23 protein-coding genes are annotated in these 20240 nt (G+C 40.2%); 8 read left to right on the top strand and 15 right to left on the bottom strand.

Features of this window, described 5'->3' with window-relative positions; genetic code table 11:
* The 6 genes from J9537_RS19560 to J9537_RS19535 all read right to left on the bottom strand — a co-directional run bounded on the left by J9537_RS19560 (nucleotide 1) and on the right by J9537_RS19535 (nucleotide 3071).
* Nucleotides 1–405 carry a DUF2177 family protein gene (locus J9537_RS19560; protein ID WP_028020663.1) on the bottom strand — a complete coding sequence of 135 codons (405 nt, stop codon included), beginning with the start codon at nucleotides 403–405 and terminating at the stop codon, nucleotides 1–3.
* Nucleotides 406–419: 14 nt separating this feature from the next.
* Complete coding sequence (locus J9537_RS19555) at nucleotides 420–809, bottom strand: hypothetical protein (protein ID WP_028020664.1); 390 nt, start codon at nucleotides 807–809, stop codon at nucleotides 420–422.
* A 52-nt stretch (nucleotides 810–861) separates the two neighbouring features.
* Nucleotides 862–1470 (bottom strand): DUF2922 domain-containing protein, encoded by a 609-nt coding sequence (locus tag J9537_RS19550; protein ID WP_028020665.1) that lies wholly within the window; start codon nucleotides 1468–1470, stop codon nucleotides 862–864.
* 47 nt (nucleotides 1471–1517) lie between these two features.
* Complete coding sequence (locus J9537_RS19545) at nucleotides 1518–1901, bottom strand: hypothetical protein (RefSeq protein WP_010743781.1); 384 nt, start codon at nucleotides 1899–1901, stop codon at nucleotides 1518–1520.
* A 538-nt stretch (nucleotides 1902–2439) separates the two neighbouring features.
* The gene (locus J9537_RS19540; protein ID WP_028020666.1) at nucleotides 2440–2715 is read right to left on the bottom strand and encodes a helix-turn-helix domain-containing protein; all 276 of its coding nucleotides are present in this window, start codon (nucleotides 2713–2715) and stop codon (nucleotides 2440–2442) included.
* Entirely contained in the window at nucleotides 2712–3071 is a 360-nt protein-coding gene (locus J9537_RS19535) for a type II toxin-antitoxin system RelE/ParE family toxin (RefSeq protein ID WP_028020667.1), read from the bottom strand. Before J9537_RS19535 ends, J9537_RS19540 begins: the two co-directional genes overlap by 4 nt.
* Nucleotides 3072–3258: 187 nt before the next feature.
* Between J9537_RS19535 and J9537_RS19530 the strand changes: the two genes are divergently transcribed.
* Nucleotides 3259–3729: a MarR family winged helix-turn-helix transcriptional regulator gene (locus J9537_RS19530; protein WP_028020668.1), complete on the top strand. Its 471-nt coding sequence runs from the start codon at nucleotides 3259–3261 to the stop codon at nucleotides 3727–3729.
* A 96-nt stretch (nucleotides 3730–3825) separates the two neighbouring features.
* Here J9537_RS19530 and J9537_RS19525 read toward each other — a convergent pair whose 3' ends face one another.
* Genes J9537_RS19525 through J9537_RS19515 form a run of 3 tightly spaced genes read right to left on the bottom strand, consistent with a single transcriptional unit; the run spans nucleotide 3826 to nucleotide 5765 of the window.
* Nucleotides 3826–4008 carry a hypothetical protein gene (locus tag J9537_RS19525; RefSeq protein WP_028020669.1) on the bottom strand — a complete coding sequence of 61 codons (183 nt, stop codon included), beginning with the start codon at nucleotides 4006–4008 and terminating at the stop codon, nucleotides 3826–3828.
* A 15-nt stretch (nucleotides 4009–4023) separates the two neighbouring features.
* Nucleotides 4024–4911 carry a glycosyltransferase family 8 protein gene (locus J9537_RS19520; protein WP_148405783.1) on the bottom strand — a complete coding sequence of 296 codons (888 nt, stop codon included), beginning with the start codon at nucleotides 4909–4911 and terminating at the stop codon, nucleotides 4024–4026.
* The gene (locus tag J9537_RS19515; protein ID WP_028020671.1) at nucleotides 4911–5765 is read right to left on the bottom strand and encodes a glycosyltransferase family 8 protein; all 855 of its coding nucleotides are present in this window, start codon (nucleotides 5763–5765) and stop codon (nucleotides 4911–4913) included. Before J9537_RS19515 ends, J9537_RS19520 begins: the two co-directional genes overlap by 1 nt.
* Before the next feature lie 299 nt (nucleotides 5766–6064).
* On the opposite strand from J9537_RS19515, the gene J9537_RS19510 reads away from it, so the two are divergent.
* Nucleotides 6065–6877: a Cof-type HAD-IIB family hydrolase gene (locus J9537_RS19510; protein ID WP_028020672.1), complete on the top strand. Its 813-nt coding sequence runs from the start codon at nucleotides 6065–6067 to the stop codon at nucleotides 6875–6877.
* Nucleotides 6878–6926: 49 nt separating this feature from the next.
* Here J9537_RS19510 and J9537_RS19505 read toward each other — a convergent pair whose 3' ends face one another.
* Together J9537_RS19505 and J9537_RS19500 are read right to left on the bottom strand one after the other, a co-directional pair.
* On the bottom strand, nucleotides 6927–7568 hold the full coding sequence (locus tag J9537_RS19505) for a carbonic anhydrase family protein (RefSeq protein ID WP_028020673.1): 642 nt from the start codon (nucleotides 7566–7568) through the stop codon (nucleotides 6927–6929).
* A gap of 36 nt (nucleotides 7569–7604) precedes the next feature.
* Complete coding sequence (locus J9537_RS19500) at nucleotides 7605–8528, bottom strand: alpha/beta fold hydrolase (protein ID WP_028020674.1); 924 nt, start codon at nucleotides 8526–8528, stop codon at nucleotides 7605–7607.
* A gap of 103 nt (nucleotides 8529–8631) precedes the next feature.
* Between J9537_RS19500 and J9537_RS19495 the strand changes: the two genes are divergently transcribed.
* Entirely contained in the window at nucleotides 8632–9000 is a 369-nt protein-coding gene (locus J9537_RS19495) for a YccF domain-containing protein (RefSeq protein WP_028020675.1), read from the top strand.
* Between the two features lie 87 nt (nucleotides 9001–9087).
* Here J9537_RS19495 and J9537_RS19490 read toward each other — a convergent pair whose 3' ends face one another.
* Together J9537_RS19490 and J9537_RS19485 are read right to left on the bottom strand one after the other, a co-directional pair.
* Nucleotides 9088–9258, bottom strand: coding sequence for a hypothetical protein (locus J9537_RS19490; RefSeq protein WP_187373419.1), 171 nt, complete (start codon nucleotides 9256–9258; stop codon nucleotides 9088–9090).
* 69 nt (nucleotides 9259–9327) lie between these two features.
* Nucleotides 9328–9582: a TfoX/Sxy family protein gene (locus J9537_RS19485; RefSeq protein WP_010743792.1), complete on the bottom strand. Its 255-nt coding sequence runs from the start codon at nucleotides 9580–9582 to the stop codon at nucleotides 9328–9330.
* Between the two features lie 294 nt (nucleotides 9583–9876).
* Here J9537_RS19485 and J9537_RS19480 point away from each other — a divergent pair, with 294 nt between their 5' ends.
* Both J9537_RS19480 and J9537_RS19475 read left to right on the top strand, forming a co-directional pair.
* Nucleotides 9877–11328 carry a helix-turn-helix domain-containing protein gene (locus J9537_RS19480; protein WP_028020676.1) on the top strand — a complete coding sequence of 484 codons (1452 nt, stop codon included), beginning with the start codon at nucleotides 9877–9879 and terminating at the stop codon, nucleotides 11326–11328.
* A 71-nt stretch (nucleotides 11329–11399) separates the two neighbouring features.
* Entirely contained in the window at nucleotides 11400–11936 is a 537-nt protein-coding gene (locus J9537_RS19475) for a prolyl-tRNA synthetase associated domain-containing protein (protein WP_028020677.1), read from the top strand.
* A gap of 147 nt (nucleotides 11937–12083) precedes the next feature.
* Here J9537_RS19475 and J9537_RS19470 read toward each other — a convergent pair whose 3' ends face one another.
* A complete protein-coding gene (locus J9537_RS19470; RefSeq protein ID WP_218257455.1) occupies nucleotides 12084–13985 on the bottom strand; it encodes a fibronectin type III domain-containing protein in 1902 nt (633 codons plus the stop codon).
* 494 nt (nucleotides 13986–14479) lie between these two features.
* Here J9537_RS19470 and J9537_RS19465 point away from each other — a divergent pair.
* Nucleotides 14480–15900 (top strand): IS3 family transposase gene (locus J9537_RS19465; protein ID WP_376713219.1). Its coding sequence is split into 2 segments (ribosomal slippage): nucleotides 14480–14957 and nucleotides 14957–15900, totalling 1422 coding nucleotides; the frame shifts between segments, so codons are not numbered across the junction.
* An 85-nt stretch (nucleotides 15901–15985) separates the two neighbouring features.
* Here J9537_RS19465 and J9537_RS19460 read toward each other — a convergent pair.
* Nucleotides 15986–16936: a hypothetical protein gene (locus J9537_RS19460; protein WP_028021120.1), complete on the bottom strand. Its 951-nt coding sequence runs from the start codon at nucleotides 16934–16936 to the stop codon at nucleotides 15986–15988.
* A gap of 181 nt (nucleotides 16937–17117) precedes the next feature.
* On the opposite strand from J9537_RS19460, the gene J9537_RS19455 reads away from it, so the two are divergent.
* Both J9537_RS19455 and J9537_RS19450 read left to right on the top strand, forming a co-directional pair.
* Nucleotides 17118–19685, top strand: coding sequence for a transglycosylase domain-containing protein (locus tag J9537_RS19455; protein WP_028021121.1), 2568 nt, complete (start codon nucleotides 17118–17120; stop codon nucleotides 19683–19685).
* A 64-nt stretch (nucleotides 19686–19749) separates the two neighbouring features.
* Nucleotides 19750–20184 carry a hypothetical protein gene (locus J9537_RS19450; protein WP_028021122.1) on the top strand — a complete coding sequence of 145 codons (435 nt, stop codon included), beginning with the start codon at nucleotides 19750–19752 and terminating at the stop codon, nucleotides 20182–20184.
* The last annotated feature ends 56 nt before the right edge of the window (nucleotides 20185–20240 follow it).

Here is a 20240-nt window from a genome sequence, read left to right as displayed (position 1 = left end):
TTACCTCCAGTTGAACTGCTGTGCTACATAAACAGTGACTCCTGACACTGCGGCTGTAACAGCTGTACCCCAAATTAAATCCACACCGGTAATGAAGGCTGGCCAATTATTCAGAGTCGCCAAATTGGTCAAATCGTACGTCCCGTAACATAACAACCCTAAGAACCCTCCTGCGGCCACCGCATAAAATAGACTATCCTTTTCTAAAGCAGGAGTAACGATAAAAAAGAGAATTCCTATCAAGTAAAGCAAATAGAAAAGCACAGCGGGTACAATCTTTGTCTGTCCCATCAAATGCCCCAAATGATCCTGATACATTCGTCGCGCAAATACAAGTAGCCAGAATAAATCCAAGACTAGAAAAGTTGTTGCCGCTACACCGAATAATTTCAATAGATTTCCCATGTTGTTCGCTCCCTTTAAAATAAGTTTTTGAGATCTCTCTCAATGATTAAATTGATCGTATCACTCTTCAGAAAAAGCAAAAAAACATGTGCCTGATCACTTGATAAAATTCGACAAAAAAACCTTAATAACACTACTATCACCTCTTCTTTCAAAATTATCTCAAAAAAAGCAAAAACAGATGCGCCTATTTCAGACTCATCTGCTTGACAAAATTTCTTATTTGATAACGAATTATGCCACAATTCACGACAAAGAGCCCACTGTGCTAGTGGACAAAATTTTTTACTATCAGCATTTATGACAGAAGTAAGCCGTTTTAAGAAATTTCGGCTTATTCCAGAAGAAGCTACTTCTGGAACATCGATTATTCGAGAACGGAAGATGTGATAGGACTTTTTCACACCTTCTTCCTCACCCAACGTTGGATTTTCGATAAGAATTCAGCATTACACGCTATTCTCGTTTTCGGATGCGCTCAAGTAGTCGCTTTCGCTTTCTCGAAGGGGCAGCAGGCAGTGTCTGCTGGATGTGTGTGGATGACACATTTTTTTCCTTCAACTTTTCTGTCAAGATTATCCGCGCTGGCTTCTCCTCATCCTCTATCTGAATGTTTTCCAACGTATACGTGTCCGGCATGCACGCTGAAATCAAAGACAGTGCTTGCTCCTGTGTCATTTCTCTTGGGTCTATTTCTTCCGGCAATTCGATTTGCTGGATCAGCATTCCTGGCTCAAGCCTTTCTTCTCGAACAACAAAATCCACCGTCTGTGGGCTTTCTTCCGCTATATCTGTTAATTGTGTCCCTTCTTTCTCCAGTTGAGCCGTCTCTGATCCTTCATCAAGGGTTTTATTAAACAGTTCTGTCTCAATGGTTTCAATCAAGGTCGCATGTTTGACCTTCTTAAATAAGCCGACACCCTTTTTTTCAAATAGGTTCAGCTTGGTTAATTTTGTTAAAGAGGCTTTTATTTCTTCCCCAGTCTTCGTAGGGTCAAAGTGTTTAATTCGCAAATGCTGGGATTTGCCATCGCTATTTTCAAATTCTGCATCTAATGTGAACATCGCTTTCTTCCTTTCTGATTTTTTCGTGTATTGCACTTTTTATCTCATCATGATTCCGCTACTCTCGCGAATGGTTCCTTAATCAATTGCGAATAAAGCGCTTTTATTTTGTCAGAAACAAATGTTTTCGCTGGAAATAATTTTACAGATAACAGACGCCATTCCTTTTTATCGAAGTATTCGGCAAAATACCCATAGAAACGCCGCATCAAAGCCGTTGAACGCATATGCAAAAAAATGTATTGCACGAGATCCTTCAGCAGCAGTGAAAAATCTCCTTCACACAATTCATCCCTTACCTGCAACGCAACTAAGAATTGAATCGTTCCATTGCTATCATGAGTTTCTTTGAAATAATGATTTATCCGTTTTTCCAACGTTCCTCTTGTTAACTGGAACAGCTGTTGCCGAGTTAAGCCATAATCTTTCATGGTCTCCTCCATTTTGATAATTACTTTCACCTGAGAGCTCTACACAACTAAAATAAGCCCTTTTTTACGGATTTTGCAATTCCAAAAGTTTTATTTGAAATTAACATAAAGGACTTGTGACTATGAATAGGATTTAATCGAGTTTTTGCTTTCAATAAATAACGATGATACTTTCATTTCTAATTTTTTATAACGTAAACACCCTTTAATAGAGTAATTTGCTGCAAGGCTCCACTACTAGCTAGTGACTTAAGATGCCAGTTCTCACTTTGTTCAAGCCCTATTGGTTATATCACCTTTGCTGGTTTTACCACTCTTTTCTCCTTAAAAAGGTCTTCATAATCTGAGACACTCAATACGCTTAGTAGCTACTTTGTAACGCTAGTGAAGAGATTTTTCCGTATAACTTTTAACTTCCATCCTCCGTAAAACAGCTGGTTTTCTGTTTCGCACGTTTGCCGATACCTGCAAAAAAACCAAACGATACTATCCTTCGCTTGGTCACTTACATGAAATATTCTTTTGTATTCACTTCAATCTATTTGAACTCAACATGCAGCTCTTTTCCAACTTTTGTTGCAATCTCATATAGAATATTTAGGCTGGGATTCATTGAGCCATTTTCAATTCTTGCAATCGTTGATTGAGGCTTTCCGACTTTCTCAGCTAATTCACGTTGCGTCACACCTAGTTCTTCTCGCAGTTTCGTCAAAGCAATAGCGATATCTAAACGTTGTGCTTCTTTTTCATATTCATCAGCAAATGTGGCGCTTTCCACTTTCTTCTTACTGATGAGGTCATCAATCTTACTCATCGTAGTTCTCCTTTCTCATACTGTGCTCTGACACTTTTTGCATGCTCTATCTCTGTTCTCGGTGTCTTTTGCTGTTTCTTAGTAAAACCATGTGTGATCAAAAACTCATTCCCGATTTTCTGAAAATAAATCGCTCGTTGAATGTTCTTACCGACTTTTGAGCGCAACTCGTATAAATCCGTCTCAAGTTTTTTCACCCACTCCATTCTCTGCGCTACCAGCAATCCATGCTCTTCTGTTTTACTGATTATCGCTAACAACTTAGCAGAATCTTTTTCAGGTATCGAATTTAGAAAATCTTCAAATTCACTTGTTCCGTCTTTTCTCCTAATGAAATCAAACTGAGGTTTATCCATATACATATGATAGCATATTCGCTATCGTATGTATATGGTCCTTTCTCTATTTAAAAATAAATAGCGACTATTCTCTCTTTCATTTTAAAATCATCGGTTCAGCGGATGTCTTTAATTTATTTCGGTAACCTGATAAAATATAGGATGAAGCAATCCCTACTATTCTGCTTATAGGAGTTATGAATCCATGGACGAAAAAGAATTAAATGTAACTGTTACCCAAAAATACTTTGATTTGAACGACTTATTTACGCAATTCTTCCGCGAAAACGCTCGTGGTCCCTTCAAGTTCGAAAACCGGAATCGTGGTCAGAGCCAAATTTTAGCGATTATCCGTGAACATGGAACGATCTCGCAAAAGGCGCTTGTTAGCCAGCTCGATATGCGCCCACAATCAGCCTCTGAAATGATTCGCAAACTGGAAAAAAAAGACTATATCACACGTGAAAAATCGCAGGAAGATCGACGTGTCATGAATATCCATTTGACTGCTCGCGGAAAAATCGCCGCTCAACAGAGCGATGACTTCCAGCCCGTTATACTGGATGTTTTAAGTCACGAGGAAAAGGAACAATTCGACCATATCTTGACCAAATTGATCAACGAGCTTGAACCCCAAGTCAAACACAAGCCTCGTGATCAGCGGGGCCGTCCATAACAGCAAAAAAATAAGCCTTAGAAGATTATTTTTCTTCTAAGGCTCTTGTCTATCTCATCGGGCCATACCAGACTTTCGCTGATAGGCCTCAATCAATTATTTATTTTTTCGATTGTTAAGCTTCTTTGTGATGAAACCAATGATAAAAACAGACAGAAGCTTCATTAACAATGAACGAACTGCGCTATTTTTTTGCGTAGATTGTTTTCTATTTGATTTATTCTTAGTAGAAAAACGACTTTTTGGTTGTTCCCACTTACTTTTCATCTTAGTCTTCATAAATGCGCTCCTTCTTTAGCCTAGTTTTCTTGTTGAAGCTGTGTTCAGCGAGGCCTTCTCACCCTCATCATCCTCTGTAAATGCCGTTAATTCTTCGTATTCTTCATAATACTTTTTCAACGAAGAGGTACACTCTTTACTCCAAGGTTTGATATGTCCAGAATAATGGATGATCTTAGGGTCGCGTCGGGTTTGAAAATATTCCTTTTCCCCCTCTGGATCTGGATGTTCAACTTCACGCTTCATGATATAGCTTTGGGCATTCCATTTTGGATGCAGTTGCAGCCATTGATCGTGGAGGATCGCATTTAATGCGTCTTGATCATGGAATTTCAATTTTTCAGGATTGTCGTGAATGTACCGCAGGACGCGTTTCGTCACGTTTTCCGAAAGCCATTTTTCCATGTTGATCAGCATAAAGCCCGAATTGAAATATTTTGTTGAGTCACAAGCGACAGCCATTTTCTCTAGACGATGATGGAAGCCAGCATCTTCTACCGCAGCTAAGATATAACCGGATAGATCAACCTCCCACAGCTCGGAAATATCCGTCAAAGCGATCATGTCACAATCAAGATAGAGAATTCTTTCAAGACCTTTGTCTCGGAATAATTCTGGAATCGCGATGCGATAATACGCGGTTTCCGGGATACGATCACTCTCCACCGCATCTGCAAAATACTTTTTATCAATCGTCATAAAGTGCAAGGATGCATCGTATCCTTTAATTGTTTCTCGCATTAAGCGTTTATTTGCAATCGTGATCTCATCATCAATCACGTAAAAATCAAAATTTTCCGTAGGTTGCTCAGCATTTTCTAGGACTGAAACAAATAATGCAGATACGTGTTCAGCGAATGCGTCGTTGCAGCTTGATACTACCGTAATCTTCTCTTTTTTCATCATTTTACCCTCACCGTCTTCATCAATATACTTTTATTTAATAGCTCCATGTACAAATCCTGATAAGGATGTCCTGCTAACGTGTTCCAAGGCTTGTCATGGCCTGTGAAATGAACGATGGCTGGATTTTCCCGTCCTTCTTTATATAAATCATCGTAGTGTTTTGTTGGTGCTGGATGCTTGTCGAAAATAAGCGACGATTGCATATTCCAGCGCGGATGGAATGGATGCCATTGTTCATACAGCACCGCATTTAACGCGTCTTGGTCATGGTAGATAATCTTATCGCCATGTTTTTTTAGATACTCAATGGTTTTTTCGGTAATGTGCTGTTGGTTCCAGCGCTCTACGTCAATGACCATTACGCCTGAATTAAAGTAATAATCTTGGGAGTCTACACCTAAACGTTCTAATGCTTTCGTTTGACCTGGATCAATAATAGCGCCGATCGTTTTTCCATCTAACTCTTGTTGATACAATTTCTGGATATCATCGAGAATCAATGTATCCGAATCAATATACAGAATTTTTCGATAATTTTTACCAGCCAGCATCTTAGGCATGGAAATTCTGAAGTAAGCAGTCGTTGTAATATGGTCGCTTACTAAAAAGTCTTCATAAACTTCCTCATCGACTTTCACATATTGAATAACAGCCGCCTCTGAATGTTTGTGGGCGGTTTCGATTAACTTTTTCTTACTTGAAACGGAAAGATCATCGTCAATAATAAAGAAACGAATTGGTGTAGTTTTTGAAGTATTGTCCAGCAATGTTGCAATCATTACACTCAGATAAGGAGCGTAATTTTCGTCAGCTGCTGTGACTACAGGGATTTCCTCAATTTTTGAGAACATATTCTTTCACTCCTATCTCATTTTTTCATATGTTTAATAACAGTTGTTTACAGATTCCAGACTAGACGCCTGACGGAAAATAATCAAAATTAATGCTTTGACACCCCTCTCATTTCTTCAAAAAATCGATGAAAAGACTTGTCATTTGCATCTTCTTGACAATTATTAATTTTTTCTAAAGAATAGTTTTAAATTCTTGCATATAGTTTGAACTTGTAATCACATGAGCGTTTAATTGTTCATTTTCTGAAAATTGGACTACTCTTATACTAGATTAATGAAAAAAAGGACGGATAGAGATGAAATTAGCAGCAATAGATCTCGATGGCACCTTACTGAACAGAGAGGGTGTCGTATCAGAGGAAAACGCGAAGGCGTTAAAAGCATTTGATCGTCAAGGAGGAACTGTTGTACTAGCAACAGGCCGTTCTATTCAATCAGCGAAAGAAGTTTTTGCTGAGTTAGAACTTAGTGGCTACACCTTAGCCTCCAACGGCGCATACGTTGCCCGAATCGAAAAGGGAGAAATTCAAGATGTATTAAAAAGCTATACTATTCTTCCAGAAACGGTCAACACAGCGTTTTCTCTTGCGATGAAAACGGAGGTGACGGTGGTAGCAAGTCGCGCGACTCAAGACGACCGCATCTCCTTTGCCCAGGATAAGAATGAAGTGAACAGTCCTTATTATGCGCAATTCAATTTGAAAGAATCAAAGGTTGAGGAGCTTTTGGAACAGATAGAACAGGAAGAAATCAGCTATTTTAAGCTGGCCTTTACTGATGGGGATACTAGCAAATTAGTAAAACTGCGTTCACAATTAGAAAAAAAGCAAATTAACAGCTCTTATTCCGATAAATATTGGCTGGAGGTCATGGCTGAAGGAGTAAACAAAGGGGCTGCCCTCAAATTTTTAACAAGCTATTTAACCATCGACCTCGCAGATGTACTGGCCTTTGGGGATCAGGAGAACGATCTAGAGATGCTGAAGCTTAGCGGCAAGAGTATCGCGATGGGAAACGCTGCTCCTGCAGTAAAGAAAATCGCTGATACCCTAACGAAAACAAATGAAGAAGCTGGCGTCGCTTATATACTAAACGACTATCTCTCTTGAGCTTTTTAACCGCAAAAAAAGTCGCTGCCAGAATGATCTGGCGGCGACTTTATTCGTTATAGCTTAATACTTTGCGCTCATTCATACATTGGCAATCACGATTATTTTTTCCATGAATAGAAATAAATCGTTGAACCTGCTCCTCAGAGACTTCTACCGTGTTTTTCAAGACATACCATTCTACACCTTCCGTCAAAGGCGGAGTCGTTAACGAACCAATATAGTGATAATAGCTTTTATCCTTAGGAATCAATTCTGAGACAGAGAAGGTCCCTTCCCCTTTTTCCTGCTCATACTGATTCAAGACTTGCTCAAAATCAGGGTTAAAAACGCCAATTTCGTAGAACACCCCCATCACACCTAATTGACCGTTGGGTGCTTGGAAAAGAAAGTGCCCTTCCAACGGAAAGCTCTTCCCATTGAGACGGTGCTCGGAGTCTGCGTGAAAATGGACTTGGACAAATTGAAACAAGCGATGGTTGAAACATGCCTGTCCCGCTGCCAAAAGTTGCAGATTCTGCCCATTATTTAGAAACGTAGCAGTGGATTCCGAAAAATTTACTTCTATAGTTGCAAGAGTATCATTGTTTTCAATTTGAGTTGTTTGGATATCGATAGGTGATTGGCGATGACCTCCCTGAGGTGCCCAATCTTCTTGGTGACAATAATCAATCAAAAATTCTGCCTTCATATGATCCCTCAATTACCTAAAATTTTTACAATGATATCATTTTTCAAAAATATTTTCCATCCATTTGCAAATATCATGAAAAACTGTAAGTTTTTGGGGTTCATTTAAGAGCTCATGGCGAGCTTTTTCGTATAGCTGAACGGTTACCTTCTCTACACCAGCTAACTGGTATGATTTCGCTGCCGCCATTACTCCTTTACCGTAATCACCCACAGGATCCTCTTTACCAGATAAAAAGAGCATTGGCAGCTTTTTAGGGACTTCTTTCAAAAGCTCCGGGTCTTGCGCGCGAATAATCAAAGAAAAGAGCTCCTGATAGCCACTTAGTGTGAATAAAAAGCCGCACATGGGATCGGCGATATACTTATCCACCTCTTCTGATAGACTGACCAGCCAGTCTTTATCGGTTCGTTTGTGAGTGATTCTGCGATTCATGTTTCCGAAAGCAAGCTGATCGATCAACTTACTAGGATGCTTGTCTCCTTGGATTTTACTTAGCAGATTCGCAGAGGTTCGACCAAAACGAGTTAACCAGATCGGCTGCTGACCGGTTCCGACGACAATCACACCTGCTATTTCATCAGCGTATTCATAAAGATAATTTCTCAATACAAAGGAGCCCATACTGTGCCCCAGTAGAAAAAAAGGCAATTCTGGGTATTTTGCTCTTCCCCACTGGCTTACTTGATACAAGTCCTGAACCAACCCATGTTTGATCGTCTCATCATGGAAATAGCCGTGAGGGTTCTCATTCACAGAGGCACCATGTCCTAAATGGTCGTGACCGATTACTGCAATGCCGTGGTCATTCAAATAATTCGCCAATGGCTCGTATCGCCTCAAATGTTCAGCCATTCCATGCGTCAATTGCAAGACTGCTCGTGGTTCTTCGCACGACCAATGATAGCCCTGAAGTACTGTTTTTTGATCCACGGAGTATAATTCAAATGTTTCTGCCATGATTGTCTCCTTTCTAAAAAAACGTAAATTATCGAAATCCATCTAAAGTTGGAGGTAACTTTTCTTAAAAATGGTACACTTAAACAAAATGGAGGAATGACTTATGTCTTGTATAGGAAATATCATTTGGTTCATCTTCGGCGGTTTGATCGGTGGATTGACTTGGTGTCTCGCCGGCATTTTATGGTGTATCACCATTATCGGTATTCCAATCGGACTGCAATGCTTTAAGTTTGCAAGTCTGAGCTTTGCCCCCTTTGGTAAGGATATCGTGTATCACACCACGGGAGTAAACTTTATCGTCAATATAATTTGGTTGATTGTTTCGGGGGTTCCTTTGGCGATCGGTCATCTATTCAGCGCTGCTTTGCTATGTGTCACCATTATTGGTATTCCCTTTGCTGCACAATCCCTCAAGCTTGCTCGCTTAGCTCTGATGCCTTTTGGCGCCCAAATTGTCTCCATTCGCTAAGAAGGCGGCGGGCACTTATGACTACTGTCAAAATTAGTGTAAATCTATCGTTAAAAAAAGAGGAACGACAGCTGTCTTCCTCTCTTTTTATCCAAAAATTAAGTATATCAGACCTGCTACAATCAAAATCAAATTCAGCGTTACCTGAATGTTCACCATCAAAGGGGTCACATTCTTCTTTTTCCGGCGGGCAAGATTGATAAAAATATTATATGCGCCGACAAGGATAACAAAAATCACTAATGCGATTAAATACAAAAAGCCACCTTCTTTTTTGTATTTAGTGTAACGTGAATTATTTCTCGCAGCAAGCAAAGCCGCTAAAATCTAATCTAATTTTTTGAAGAAATCACGCAGCTCTGCTTTTCGGCGCTCACTTAATTCTCGCTTAGGAATATCCTGAATAGCTCCTTCTAGTCCGTACAATAAATGCAAGCATGCCCCATCATCTACTAGATGACGAATCTTTAAAAATGCCGCCTCTGTTCCTAACTCCCGCAATTGATCCGGCGTTGTAATTCCTACCTGCTCCAACTTTTCCTCATTTACTACACCAATATTTTTCATTTCTGAGATTTTCATCGCTGACTCCTTACTCCTTTTAGATTCATTATACCTTAGAATAAAAGCGGAAACGACCGCTTTCATAAAAAGTTCGAGAAGTCATGATTTTTTCCAAATATCCTTACAGGATAAGAAAACTTAAATAATATAACTTGAGTTATTTTTAATAAAAGCGAGTTTTTTATGAATTCTTTAGAAAAAGACTTTATTTTTCGCCATTTATTAGGTTATTATTTGTATTAAATGATATTTCGATTTATTATATAAAATGATGCGATTAATTTTTATTAAATAAGAATGGAGGGATTACTCATGCTGGGAATGGATAAGAATACGTTATTAAAAATTCAGATCATTGATACATTAGATGGTCTGCAAGTGCCAATTTCTTTGAAGGAATTGCAGGAAAAAATTGGCTATGCCAGCCTCGGCACGATTCGTGTGAACTGCAAAGAGCTACAGTCTATCATTGAAGAGCTTTATACAGAAAAGGACTATTCTTTGAAGCTTCGCATGGATAATGGACGTGGAATACAATTGGATCGTTCCTCCACTAACCTCCAATCCTTAACCAGTTACCTGTATCAGCATGATCTCGCCTGTGAAATCATTCGCGACATTTTAACTCGACGGAAAATTTCTGCGATTCAATTCTGTATGGATAAGAATATCAGTGAATCAAAATTACGTCGAAAAATCAAAGAAATCAATAAAGAGTTGACGGATTACAACCTCTACATCTCATGCTCGACAAAGATCAGCCTGAAGGGACGCGAAGTGGACATTCGCCGCTTTTATTATATCTTTGTTCGCGGTTTATACCATCAATTCACTCAAGTAGAATGGATTAATACTGACAGCTATACGCAACAGGCGAATCAAATAGAAGAATACTTAAAGCTTCCCCATAACCCAACAAATCTGGAGATGATCTGCTTTTGGTTATTGATAACGAACAAATCTCTCAGTAAAAAAGGGGAACTCGTTTTTAACACTATCGAACTTGAAAGATTAAATCGCTTTAAATATCCGAAAAAACCAGGCTTTTTAAAAACTTGGAACACCAATGAATGGCGTTTTTTCCTGTATGCGATATACAGCTCATTGTTAAATGATTTTGAGCTTCAACCGAAAAATTCTTCCAGAGAACTTTTTTTCAATCAAGCTACTGCCCATTGGATCGGCTCTTTTTCTGCTCATTTCCGACAATTAAGCAGTCGCGAGCAAAGATTTGTTGGTCGAAAAATCAAACAGCATTATGCGGCGTTGTCTTTCTTCCGTTTAAATGATCCAATGATTGATGAGCTTAGAAACAGCGTAGCGTTAAACCACGTACAGCAGCAGTTTCCTTACTATTATCGACGCTTTGAAGCTTTTTGGAAAGACTTTATTCAAGCGATACCAAGTTATGATCATCGTCAATTACGTGTCTATTCGTTCCTGACCTGTGTAACACTCTATTCATTAGAAAACTGCCTACCGAAAATCTCGGTGTATGCGTTTTCTGAACATAGCGATCTCTTCAGCATTTTCATTCAAGAAAAGATCAATTTACACTTTAAAAACCGATATCATCTAACTTTCGTGGAAACACCGCAAGAGGCTCAGCTAATCATCGGAACCTCACCGACTTGTAAAAATTTCATCTCTGAAGGTCAAGAATCCGTGATCATTCGTTCGAATATCACGACTACGGATTTCATGGATATTGAAGTAATACTTGATCGTTTAGTAAAGAAAGATTTGGCTCAATCAGAGAAATAAATGAAAATATATTGTGGATTCGATTAAAAAATAGTATCGTAGTATGTATTACAGACAACAAGGAGGCCGTCATGGTTTACGTTAGCGAGATGCAGACTACCCCACCAACCGAATTTGGATCTGAATTAGAGGAAAAGACCTACGAAACACTAGCAAAGCTTGAAATTCCTTTTTATCAAGTGGCTACGGGCGAAGCATTGACGATGGAGGACTGTATCGATATCGATAATCGTTTAGGGATCGAAGTCGTTAAAACCATCTTTTTATGCAATCAAAAGAAAACCAAGTTTTACCTGTACATTACACCAGCCGACTTCAAGTTCGTCACAAAGGACTTCGGTAAGAAATTAGAAATTCCCCGAGTGTCATTTGCTTCAGCGGATTTACTGAAAGAACGCTTAGGCGTCATTCCTGGTGCAGCAACAATCTTCGGCTTATTGATGGACCCAGAACACGAGATTCAGCTGGTCTTCGACAAATCAGTAGCCGAACGAGAATGGTATGGCTGTAGTTCTGGGTCTGTCACCAATTATATGAAGGTGAAAACAGCGGATCTATTTGAGAAATTCTTGCCATATACCGGCCATGAGGCTCTTTTCATTGATTAATGAACAATAAAAAAGTGTTAGGAGACCCCTCTCCTAACACTTTTTTTGGACGATCTTCGCTGCATGAAGGTATATTAAAAACAGCGATTTCTTTTTTTTGATTGACGTTTTAGCGCCTCATTCTAATCTGACTGCTTTTTGGTCGGCTTACCATTTTACATATGCACAGCCAATTTCTTTCATTGGTCCGGTGATTTCTTTTCCGCCATCATAGCCAACAGCTTGAATTGCAAAATAGTACGTTCCTCTAGATAGGCACACTTTGCTTAATGTGTAATCCAAGTAGTAACCTTTACCAAATGAACCATTCATATATTTCGCATAGCGAACATCAATCGTTTTGTAAGCAGAGGTATATTTTCCTGAGCTCGTCCGACGATACACACGAACTTTTGTATAATCTGTTGGTTTCTTCGTTCCTAAGAAGATTTGTGCCCCATAGTAGCGAGTTGGAATGCAACCGCATTTAAGGTAATTCTTAACACAGCCCTTCAAGTCCGTACCAATATCTTTTTTCTTCAAGGTTGTCGCACAGCTTGGTCCCCATTGCGGACTCACCCAGTTGCTCCATTGACCATAATTTGCCTTAACCCAGTAGTAGTAGGTCGTGCATTGGTTCAAGCAATCATCTGTGTAGCTCATTTCAGAGCCGTCTTGTTTGCCGGCAACTGTAATCGCAGTTGCTTTGTTGATGTTGTTTGTTGTACTGCGGTACAATGTATAGCTTGTTGCGTAACGTGTTGACGCATTGTCACTCTTCGTATTTGTCCATGTTACTTTGATCGCCTTATCAGAAACGGCGGTTGCTTTGATCGATGGGTTCAATGTCGTTCCGCAAATAGTAAATTTACCGACATTCGAACTGCTCACTGTTTCGATCGTGTATGGGCAAATTTTCGGACGTTTTACCATTACCTTATAGCAATAAGTCGTATTGTGATTCAACTTGGTATCATTATACGTGGTTTGTCCTTTTACCGTAGCGATTTCTTTAAAGTCTTTTGAATTATAGTCGTTGCATTTTTTTGTCGCGCGGAAGATTTTGTATTCTGCATCGCTGCCTTTTGATTCCCAGCTTAGCTTCAACCAATGGTGCTGTGTTTCAGTTACACAGACATTTTTCACTGCATCCCATTTTTCTTTGTAGTTATTTTGGTTACATTCTTTTCCGTCATGCTTTTTATCGCAATCTTCGTCATGCTTCCAGTTATGGTTGCAGTTGTGGCCGCTATGCTTTTCATCGCAGTCTTTTCCATGCTTCCAGTTGTTTTCGTTACAGTTGTGACCGCTATGGTTTTTGTCGCAATCTTTCCCATGCTGCCATTTGTTTTCGTTACAGCCGTGTCCGCTATGCTTCTTATCACAATAGTCGCCATGCTTCCAGTTTTTCTCATTACATTTTTTACCACTATGTTTCTTGTCGCAGTAGTCGCCGTGTTTCCAGTTGTTCGAGTTACATTTTTTTCTACTGCTGTGCTTAGTATCACAGTCTTTGTCGTGTCTAGATGAGCTGTATGTTTGCACAGCAGCTGTTTGTTCTTCTGTTGTTTCTTCTGTCACTTCTTCTGCTTTTTCTTCAGTTACTACTGAAGGTGCTGCTGCGGCTTCTTCGATTTGATCATCACTAGCTTTTGTGGCAACGTCTTGATTAGCTACTGGACCAGCAGCTTCTTGTTCCTTACCCTCGACAACAGCTGACACTTTATAGTAGTAAAGATAATCAGCCTTCAGAGTCCCATCGGTCTTCAGCTCCGTATAAGGATCGACCGCATAGGTAGTATCACTCTTCAGTGTTTGAATATGTTCAAAATTTCCATCTTGCTCTTCTGCTCGATAAATCTTATAGCTGTCGGCATCTTCGACTTTATCGAACTGAATTACTGTCCATTTCTGCGTATCATTATGTTTGACTGTCAGATTCGCAGGAACGTTTCCCTCATCTGCTGCAAAAACTTGTGCTGGTATCCCTAACGAAGACACTGTCATAATCAACAGCGTTACCAACGACATGATCCCCTTTAACTTTTTCATTAACCCTTTTCTTTTCATTTCGCTCTCCTTTTCGTTCTTTGCCCTATGCAAAAATGCACAACAAATAAACCTACCCTAACGATTGAAACCACTGCCTTCAAAAGGAAGACAGTAGTCGATTTTTTTCGGAGTTTGTTTTTGGCCAAAAACAGAAGCACGTCTCATATACCACCCCCCATCAAGTAAAAAGCATACCAACAAATCTGTTGGATTACAGGAATTGCTCTCTCATGTTTCCCCGCCTCTAAGAAATGTGATCTTTGGGTAATTTTCCTGTTAAACAAAATATAACAATAATTGTGATATATTTCTATAATCTCTCAAAATTCAAAAAAAATATTTGGATTATGACGAAATATTTTTGCGAAACACCATATATTTTATAATATATTTAATATTATGATTGCTTTTTACGGTTTTATCCTAAAAAATAAGACCATCCACATGGATGGTCTTTGAGCCGACCCCCAAAAGTTAGACCAAAATCTAACTCTTGGAGGTCGGTACTTTTTATGGCTAAATATAGTTTTGAATTCAAATTGAAAGTCGTTCAAGAATACTTAGATGGGAAAGGAGGTTATAGCTATTTAGCAAAGATACATTCGGTTAAGGATAGGAAACAAATACTAGATTGGGTGAATTCCTACCGGGAATTTGGCGAAGAAGGTCTTCTCAGAAAACGTAAAAATGCGAATTATTCTGTTCAATTTAAGTTGGATGCGATAGAGTTATATCAAACTAGTGAGCTGTCTTATCGTGAAATTGCCAATGTACTTAAAATGAATAATCCGTCTCTCATTGCCAGTTGGATGAGAAAATTTCGGGATGATGGTATCGATGGACTCACAAAAACGAAAGGACGTCCATCTACCTTGGCTGAGAAAAAAGAACAGAAAAAGAAGCGTTCAATTGAGTCAACACCGGAAGAACGAGACCGTATTAAAGAATTAGAAAAACAAGTGCGTTCCCTTCAGATTGAGAATGCCTTTTTAAAAGAGCTGAGGAAGCTGCGAAAACAGGAAGCCCAACAAAGACGAACGAATCAATCGCACGAATCATCAACAGCCTCCGAGGATCATTCAAATTAGTTGAGCTTCTTGAGACGTTAAACTTTCCTAAAGCGACGTTTATGTACTGGCAAAAACGATTTGACAGAGACAATCCCGATCAAGGAATCGAAGCCGAAATGCTTCGTATTCGTAAAGAACATAAAAATTATGGCTGTTTACGAATGACGAATGAACTAAAAAATCGCGGATTTCATGTCAATAAAAAGAAAGTTCAACGTTTGATTCGAAAGCTAGGGATCGAAGTCCGTTCCTACACACGTAAATCACGTCGCTATAATTCTTATCGAGGAAAGATTGGAAAAGTGGCGAAAAACCGGATTCGTCGTCATTTTTATACGAGTATTTGTCATCAAAAAATTACGACAGATACAACAGAATTCAAGTATTTTGAAATAGATACCAAAGGCGTGATCCGACAAAGAAAGTTATACCTAGACCCGTTCATGGACATGTATAATAGCGAGATTCTTTCGTACCGCATTTCAGAAAAGCCGAATGCCTTGGCAATTATGGAAGGTTTAGAAGAAGCGATCGCGATCACGGCTGATTGCCCCTATCGTCGCACCTTCCATTCTGATCAAGGTTGGGCTTATCAAATGAAGTCCTATCGGCAAAAACTAAAGAAACAGAAAATCTTTCAAAGTATGTCTCGCAAAGGAAATTGTTTAGATAATTCAATCATGGAGAACTTCTTCAGTCTTCTAAAACAAGAAATCTTTCATGGGGAAACCTATCACAGTTTTGATGAACTAAAAACGGCGATTGATGACTATATCTATTACTACAACAATCACCGGATGAAACAGAAATTGAATTGGAAAAGCCCTGTTCAATTTCGAAAAGCTGCACAGAAAGCGGCGTAATTGCCATGTTAACAAACAAAAAACGGAGTAGATTTCTCTACTCCGAAATAAGTCTAACTTTTTGGGGTCACTTCACTTCCCATAATTACTGCTTATTAATAGAAACAATTTTTTGTTGTAGGCGATCATAGACGACTACAAAGGTAGCCACGTCCTTTTCAGAAGTAGGTACTCGGAAGTAATAATCCGATTGCCCATCTGTGGGTGTATTCGTATGATAAAAACCAGAAAGATACGCATGAGCAATATCTCCCCGAGTATCCTTGAATAAATCAAAGAACCCATTTTGATCCGTCACATTGATGCTTTTTTCCAACGCTTTGAATTCTGTCTGATTGCTGTCCATTCCCGCTTTTTGCATTTGACGGTAAAGCTGAGTATCTGTTCCGCGTCGTACCAGTTCCGTCCATGCCGTTTCAAAATCTGCCGACTTATCTAAATAAGTATCCTCTTTGGTGATGACCGACTTTACCTCGCTGCCGTCTTCAGCGGTTAATTCGTTCAGCTCCTTTTGGTTATAACGTATGTTAATGGTGTAATCGTGACGCGAACCGCTAGTATCGGTAAAGCTCCAAACCTGTCGCTGCGTCGTCATCGTCTGATCGTCTACAAGACGCTGCCCAAATCCAACTAAACTGACACTGACAAAGCCGCTTTCCTCCGAACTCACCATCGGATAAATTTTACGATAAAGGTTAAAGATGTTCTTCCCGTCTTTCGCCTTCCCGTAGACTTTTTCTATCGCGTCAGCCATCGCTTGAGAGCTTGAAAAGCTGTTATTGTCTTCAAATGCCTTATTCAATGCATCGATTTTCTCCGTTTGTTCTTCTAATAATGACTGATCGTTGACATCCTTCAACGCCAATACGTTTAACTTCGGTAGTTCTTCCTTTTTCTTTACCTTGTCATCGCTGGCAAAAACACTAAAGGGTATCGTGAATTGCGGAAAATTGCCGCTTAAAACGATCCCAAATGTCCCAACAAACAAAGCGGCCAGAATCCCCCAAAAGATCAACCATTTTTTCTTTGTCTCCATAGGTCACCTCATCTCCTTTACATTGTGGCGACAAATTAAGCAAGCGTCAAGTATTTCTAGTGAAATTCAGCCTATTTTTATGAAATAATCTAAATTTTTTCTTGGAAAAATATGAATATGATAGTTATTCTCGTCATTTTCTATTACACTAGAGGAAATGATTTTTTAAGGATAGGCGGATATGGCAAACAGACAAGAACGACATCAACAAAAAAAAGAAAAGAGAATAAAACCCACGAGGAAAAAGACGGAACGGGGAAAACTATCCCGGTCCACAAAAATCTCCTTGAGTATTTTAGCGGCGATGCTCTTAGTAGTGGTCGCAGGGACCATTTTCTTCTTCCAAAAATATGGAAAAGAAGTCACAGCGGCGATTGATGCTGGGGAAGAACATGCGGCGAAAATCCAAGAAAGTGACTTTAAGCAATACCATCCAACGACGATTTTGGATAAAAATGGGCAGGTTCTCAAGGAATTAAAGACCCAAGAACGGGACTACATCACCTATGACAAGATGGACCCTCTCGTCTCTCAAGCATTGATTTCTATCGAGGATAAACGATTTTACGACCACCACGGGGTAGATACCCAAGGGCTATTGACCGTTGGGATAAATGCAGCGACTGGACGCGGTGTCCGTGGGGCCTCTACCATCACTCAGCAGCTAGTAAAAAATATTTACTTAACGCCGGAGGTTTCTATTTCACGGAAGATCGAAGAAATGGTGATGGCCCAAGCACTAGAAAAACGCTTCACCAAACACCAAATTCTAGAATATTATTTGAACAATGTGTACTTCGGTCATGGTGCCTATGGGATTAATGCTGCGGCAAAGGTCTATTTTGGTAAGTCCATCAATGATACCAGCCTGCTGGAAAAAGCAACGCTTGTAGGGATCACCAATAACCCGGGAATTTTCGATCCTACGACCAATAAGAAAAATGCGTTAAAACGGGCGAAGCTAATTCTTAAACAAATGAATCAGCAAGGCTACATCACTAAAGATCAATACGACAAGGCTGTGGCGGATGATATTTCGGCGAAAATCCACAGCAACGCGTTGAACAATCAGCTAGACAATAACGAAGTCGCTTTGGCAGTGGACAATGCCACCAAGATTTTGATGGGACAGCAGGACTTCCGTTTCCAATACCAATTTGATTCCAAAGAAGAAGAGGATCGCTACAACGAAGAGTACAAATCTGCGTACAACAAAGTATATCAGCGAATTCTTTCCGGCGGTTATCAAATCAGTACCAACATTGACCCCGCTTTGCATGATCAATTGCAAGGGATCGTCAGCAACGTCATGAATGCTTGGCAGGATCAAAATGGGGAAAATAATTTTTACACTAAACAGGCGGCTATGACAGTCATTGACAATCAGACAGGAGACGTGGTGGCAAGTATTGGCGGTCGCGGTGAAGAAGGCAACCACTATAATCGAGCCTTTCTCTCCTATCGTCAGCCGGGATCGGCGATTAAGCCGTTGGTCTCCTATGCTCCCGCCTACGAACGGGGGTTGTTAGAAAGCAGTGCCGTTTCGGATGATCGACCAAATAATACGTATCCAAACAATGTATACAACAGTTCGAAAGGAAACCTGACATTACGCAATGCCTTGGCGATTTCCTCCAACGTCGTCGCCTATAAACTGGCTGATGAAAACCGGAATGAATTGAAGGAACCGGTGTATCAGCCATTGGCGCAAATGCAATTTACCGGACTCGATGTGGAAGACGATAACCCAATCATCGCAGTGGGCGGAATGACCTATGGGGCGACCACGCAAGAAATGGCCAGTGGTATCGCAACATTAGTAAACCAAGGAAATTACCGCGCACCCATAAATATCCAAACGATCAAGCGCAAAGACACAGGGCAGGAAATCTTCTCGCAAAATGACATCGCTCAACAAAAGGTTTACAGCGATGATGCGGCGTACTTGACCATTGATACGATGAAAGCTGTTCATCAGAACGCTGACGGAACCGCTGCTGGATTAACCTTGGCTCATAATCAATATTGGGCTGTCAAAACGGGAACGACGGATGAAGCGAAGGATCTGTGGACCGTCGGAGCGACCCCTTACTACACAGTAGCGGTCTGGGCCGGTGATGACACGCCTCAGCCACAGGACAACACCAGCGTAGGACAAGCAACAAAAGAAATCTTTAAGCAAACAATGGATCTTCTGAATAATGGCAAAGAAGATGTTGATTTTCAGATGCCGTCTTCGGTACAAAAATCCGGCGGTCAGCTAGTTACCCGTTCCAGTCAAACCAAACAGGTATTGGCGACACGGAAAAATGCGCTGCAGACAGCCACGACCAACATTGATACCTTAGCTAAGCAAAAGGCCAATGAGCTAACAGCAGCGAAGCTGAGCACACCAATGGTGGAAGAAGCCTCCACCTTTAGCAACCAATTGATTTCTGAGCGAATCGATACGTTGAATCAATTTGAAATCATCGTGACCGATACACAGGATAATTGGCAAACCTTTGATCAATATGCACAAGAGGTCTTCGCCCTGGTTCAGCAAGTCGAGCCTTCTGGCGGCACTCTTTCAGAGCAATACACCAGTGTCTATCGTAACAAAGAAGCCGAGTACGCCCACGAAAAGGCTGCTCGTGATTCTGCCATCAACACGGTCAAGGATCAAATCAATGAGACAAAAAATCAAAGCAAGGACCTTGATAAGCGGATCAATGAGCTAAAGAAACAGCTTGAAGAGGAAAAAGATTAAAGAAACAGTCGCCAAATCGGCGACTGTTTTACTCTACTTATACTAGGAGAAAGGACTGAAGTCGATGGAAAAAGTTTATGCACTCTTAACCGCAAAGGATACGAAAGAAGCCTTGGCTAAGTTCAATCAATTGCAAACAGAATGTCTGAACGAACCCATTTTCGCGGATAAGCTGGAACAATTTCTACCTGCCCTTAAAACGGAAGCTTCGTGTGGGCGAGGACGCACCTTCAAATTCTTTATGATCAATGCCCGCTGGGATACGCAAGGCGTCATCGAGAAACACTTGGAAGATATTTTAGGCGTTTTGGACGATTCTAAAGCCCCAGTCGTACGTCAATGTATTCCCTATTTGACCTATTTAGCTAAGGCAAAGCCCAAAACAATTCCCCACATTCGCCACAAGCTAGAAAATTTGACCCTCGATCACTATAAAGAAAGCATGCAGAGCTTGATTCAGCGAGACATTGAGAAGATATTGCAAACATTGATTATATAGACAAAAAACTCCTGAATACTTGGACGATTGTTGCCAAGTATTCAGGAGTTTTCTCT

It is taken from the genome of Enterococcus raffinosus, assembly GCF_019175485.1.
Taxonomy (GTDB): domain Bacteria; phylum Bacillota; class Bacilli; order Lactobacillales; family Enterococcaceae; genus Enterococcus_A; species Enterococcus_A raffinosus.
Note: the sequence above shows the minus strand (reverse complement) of the source record. Positions and strands in the feature narration are given on the sequence as shown.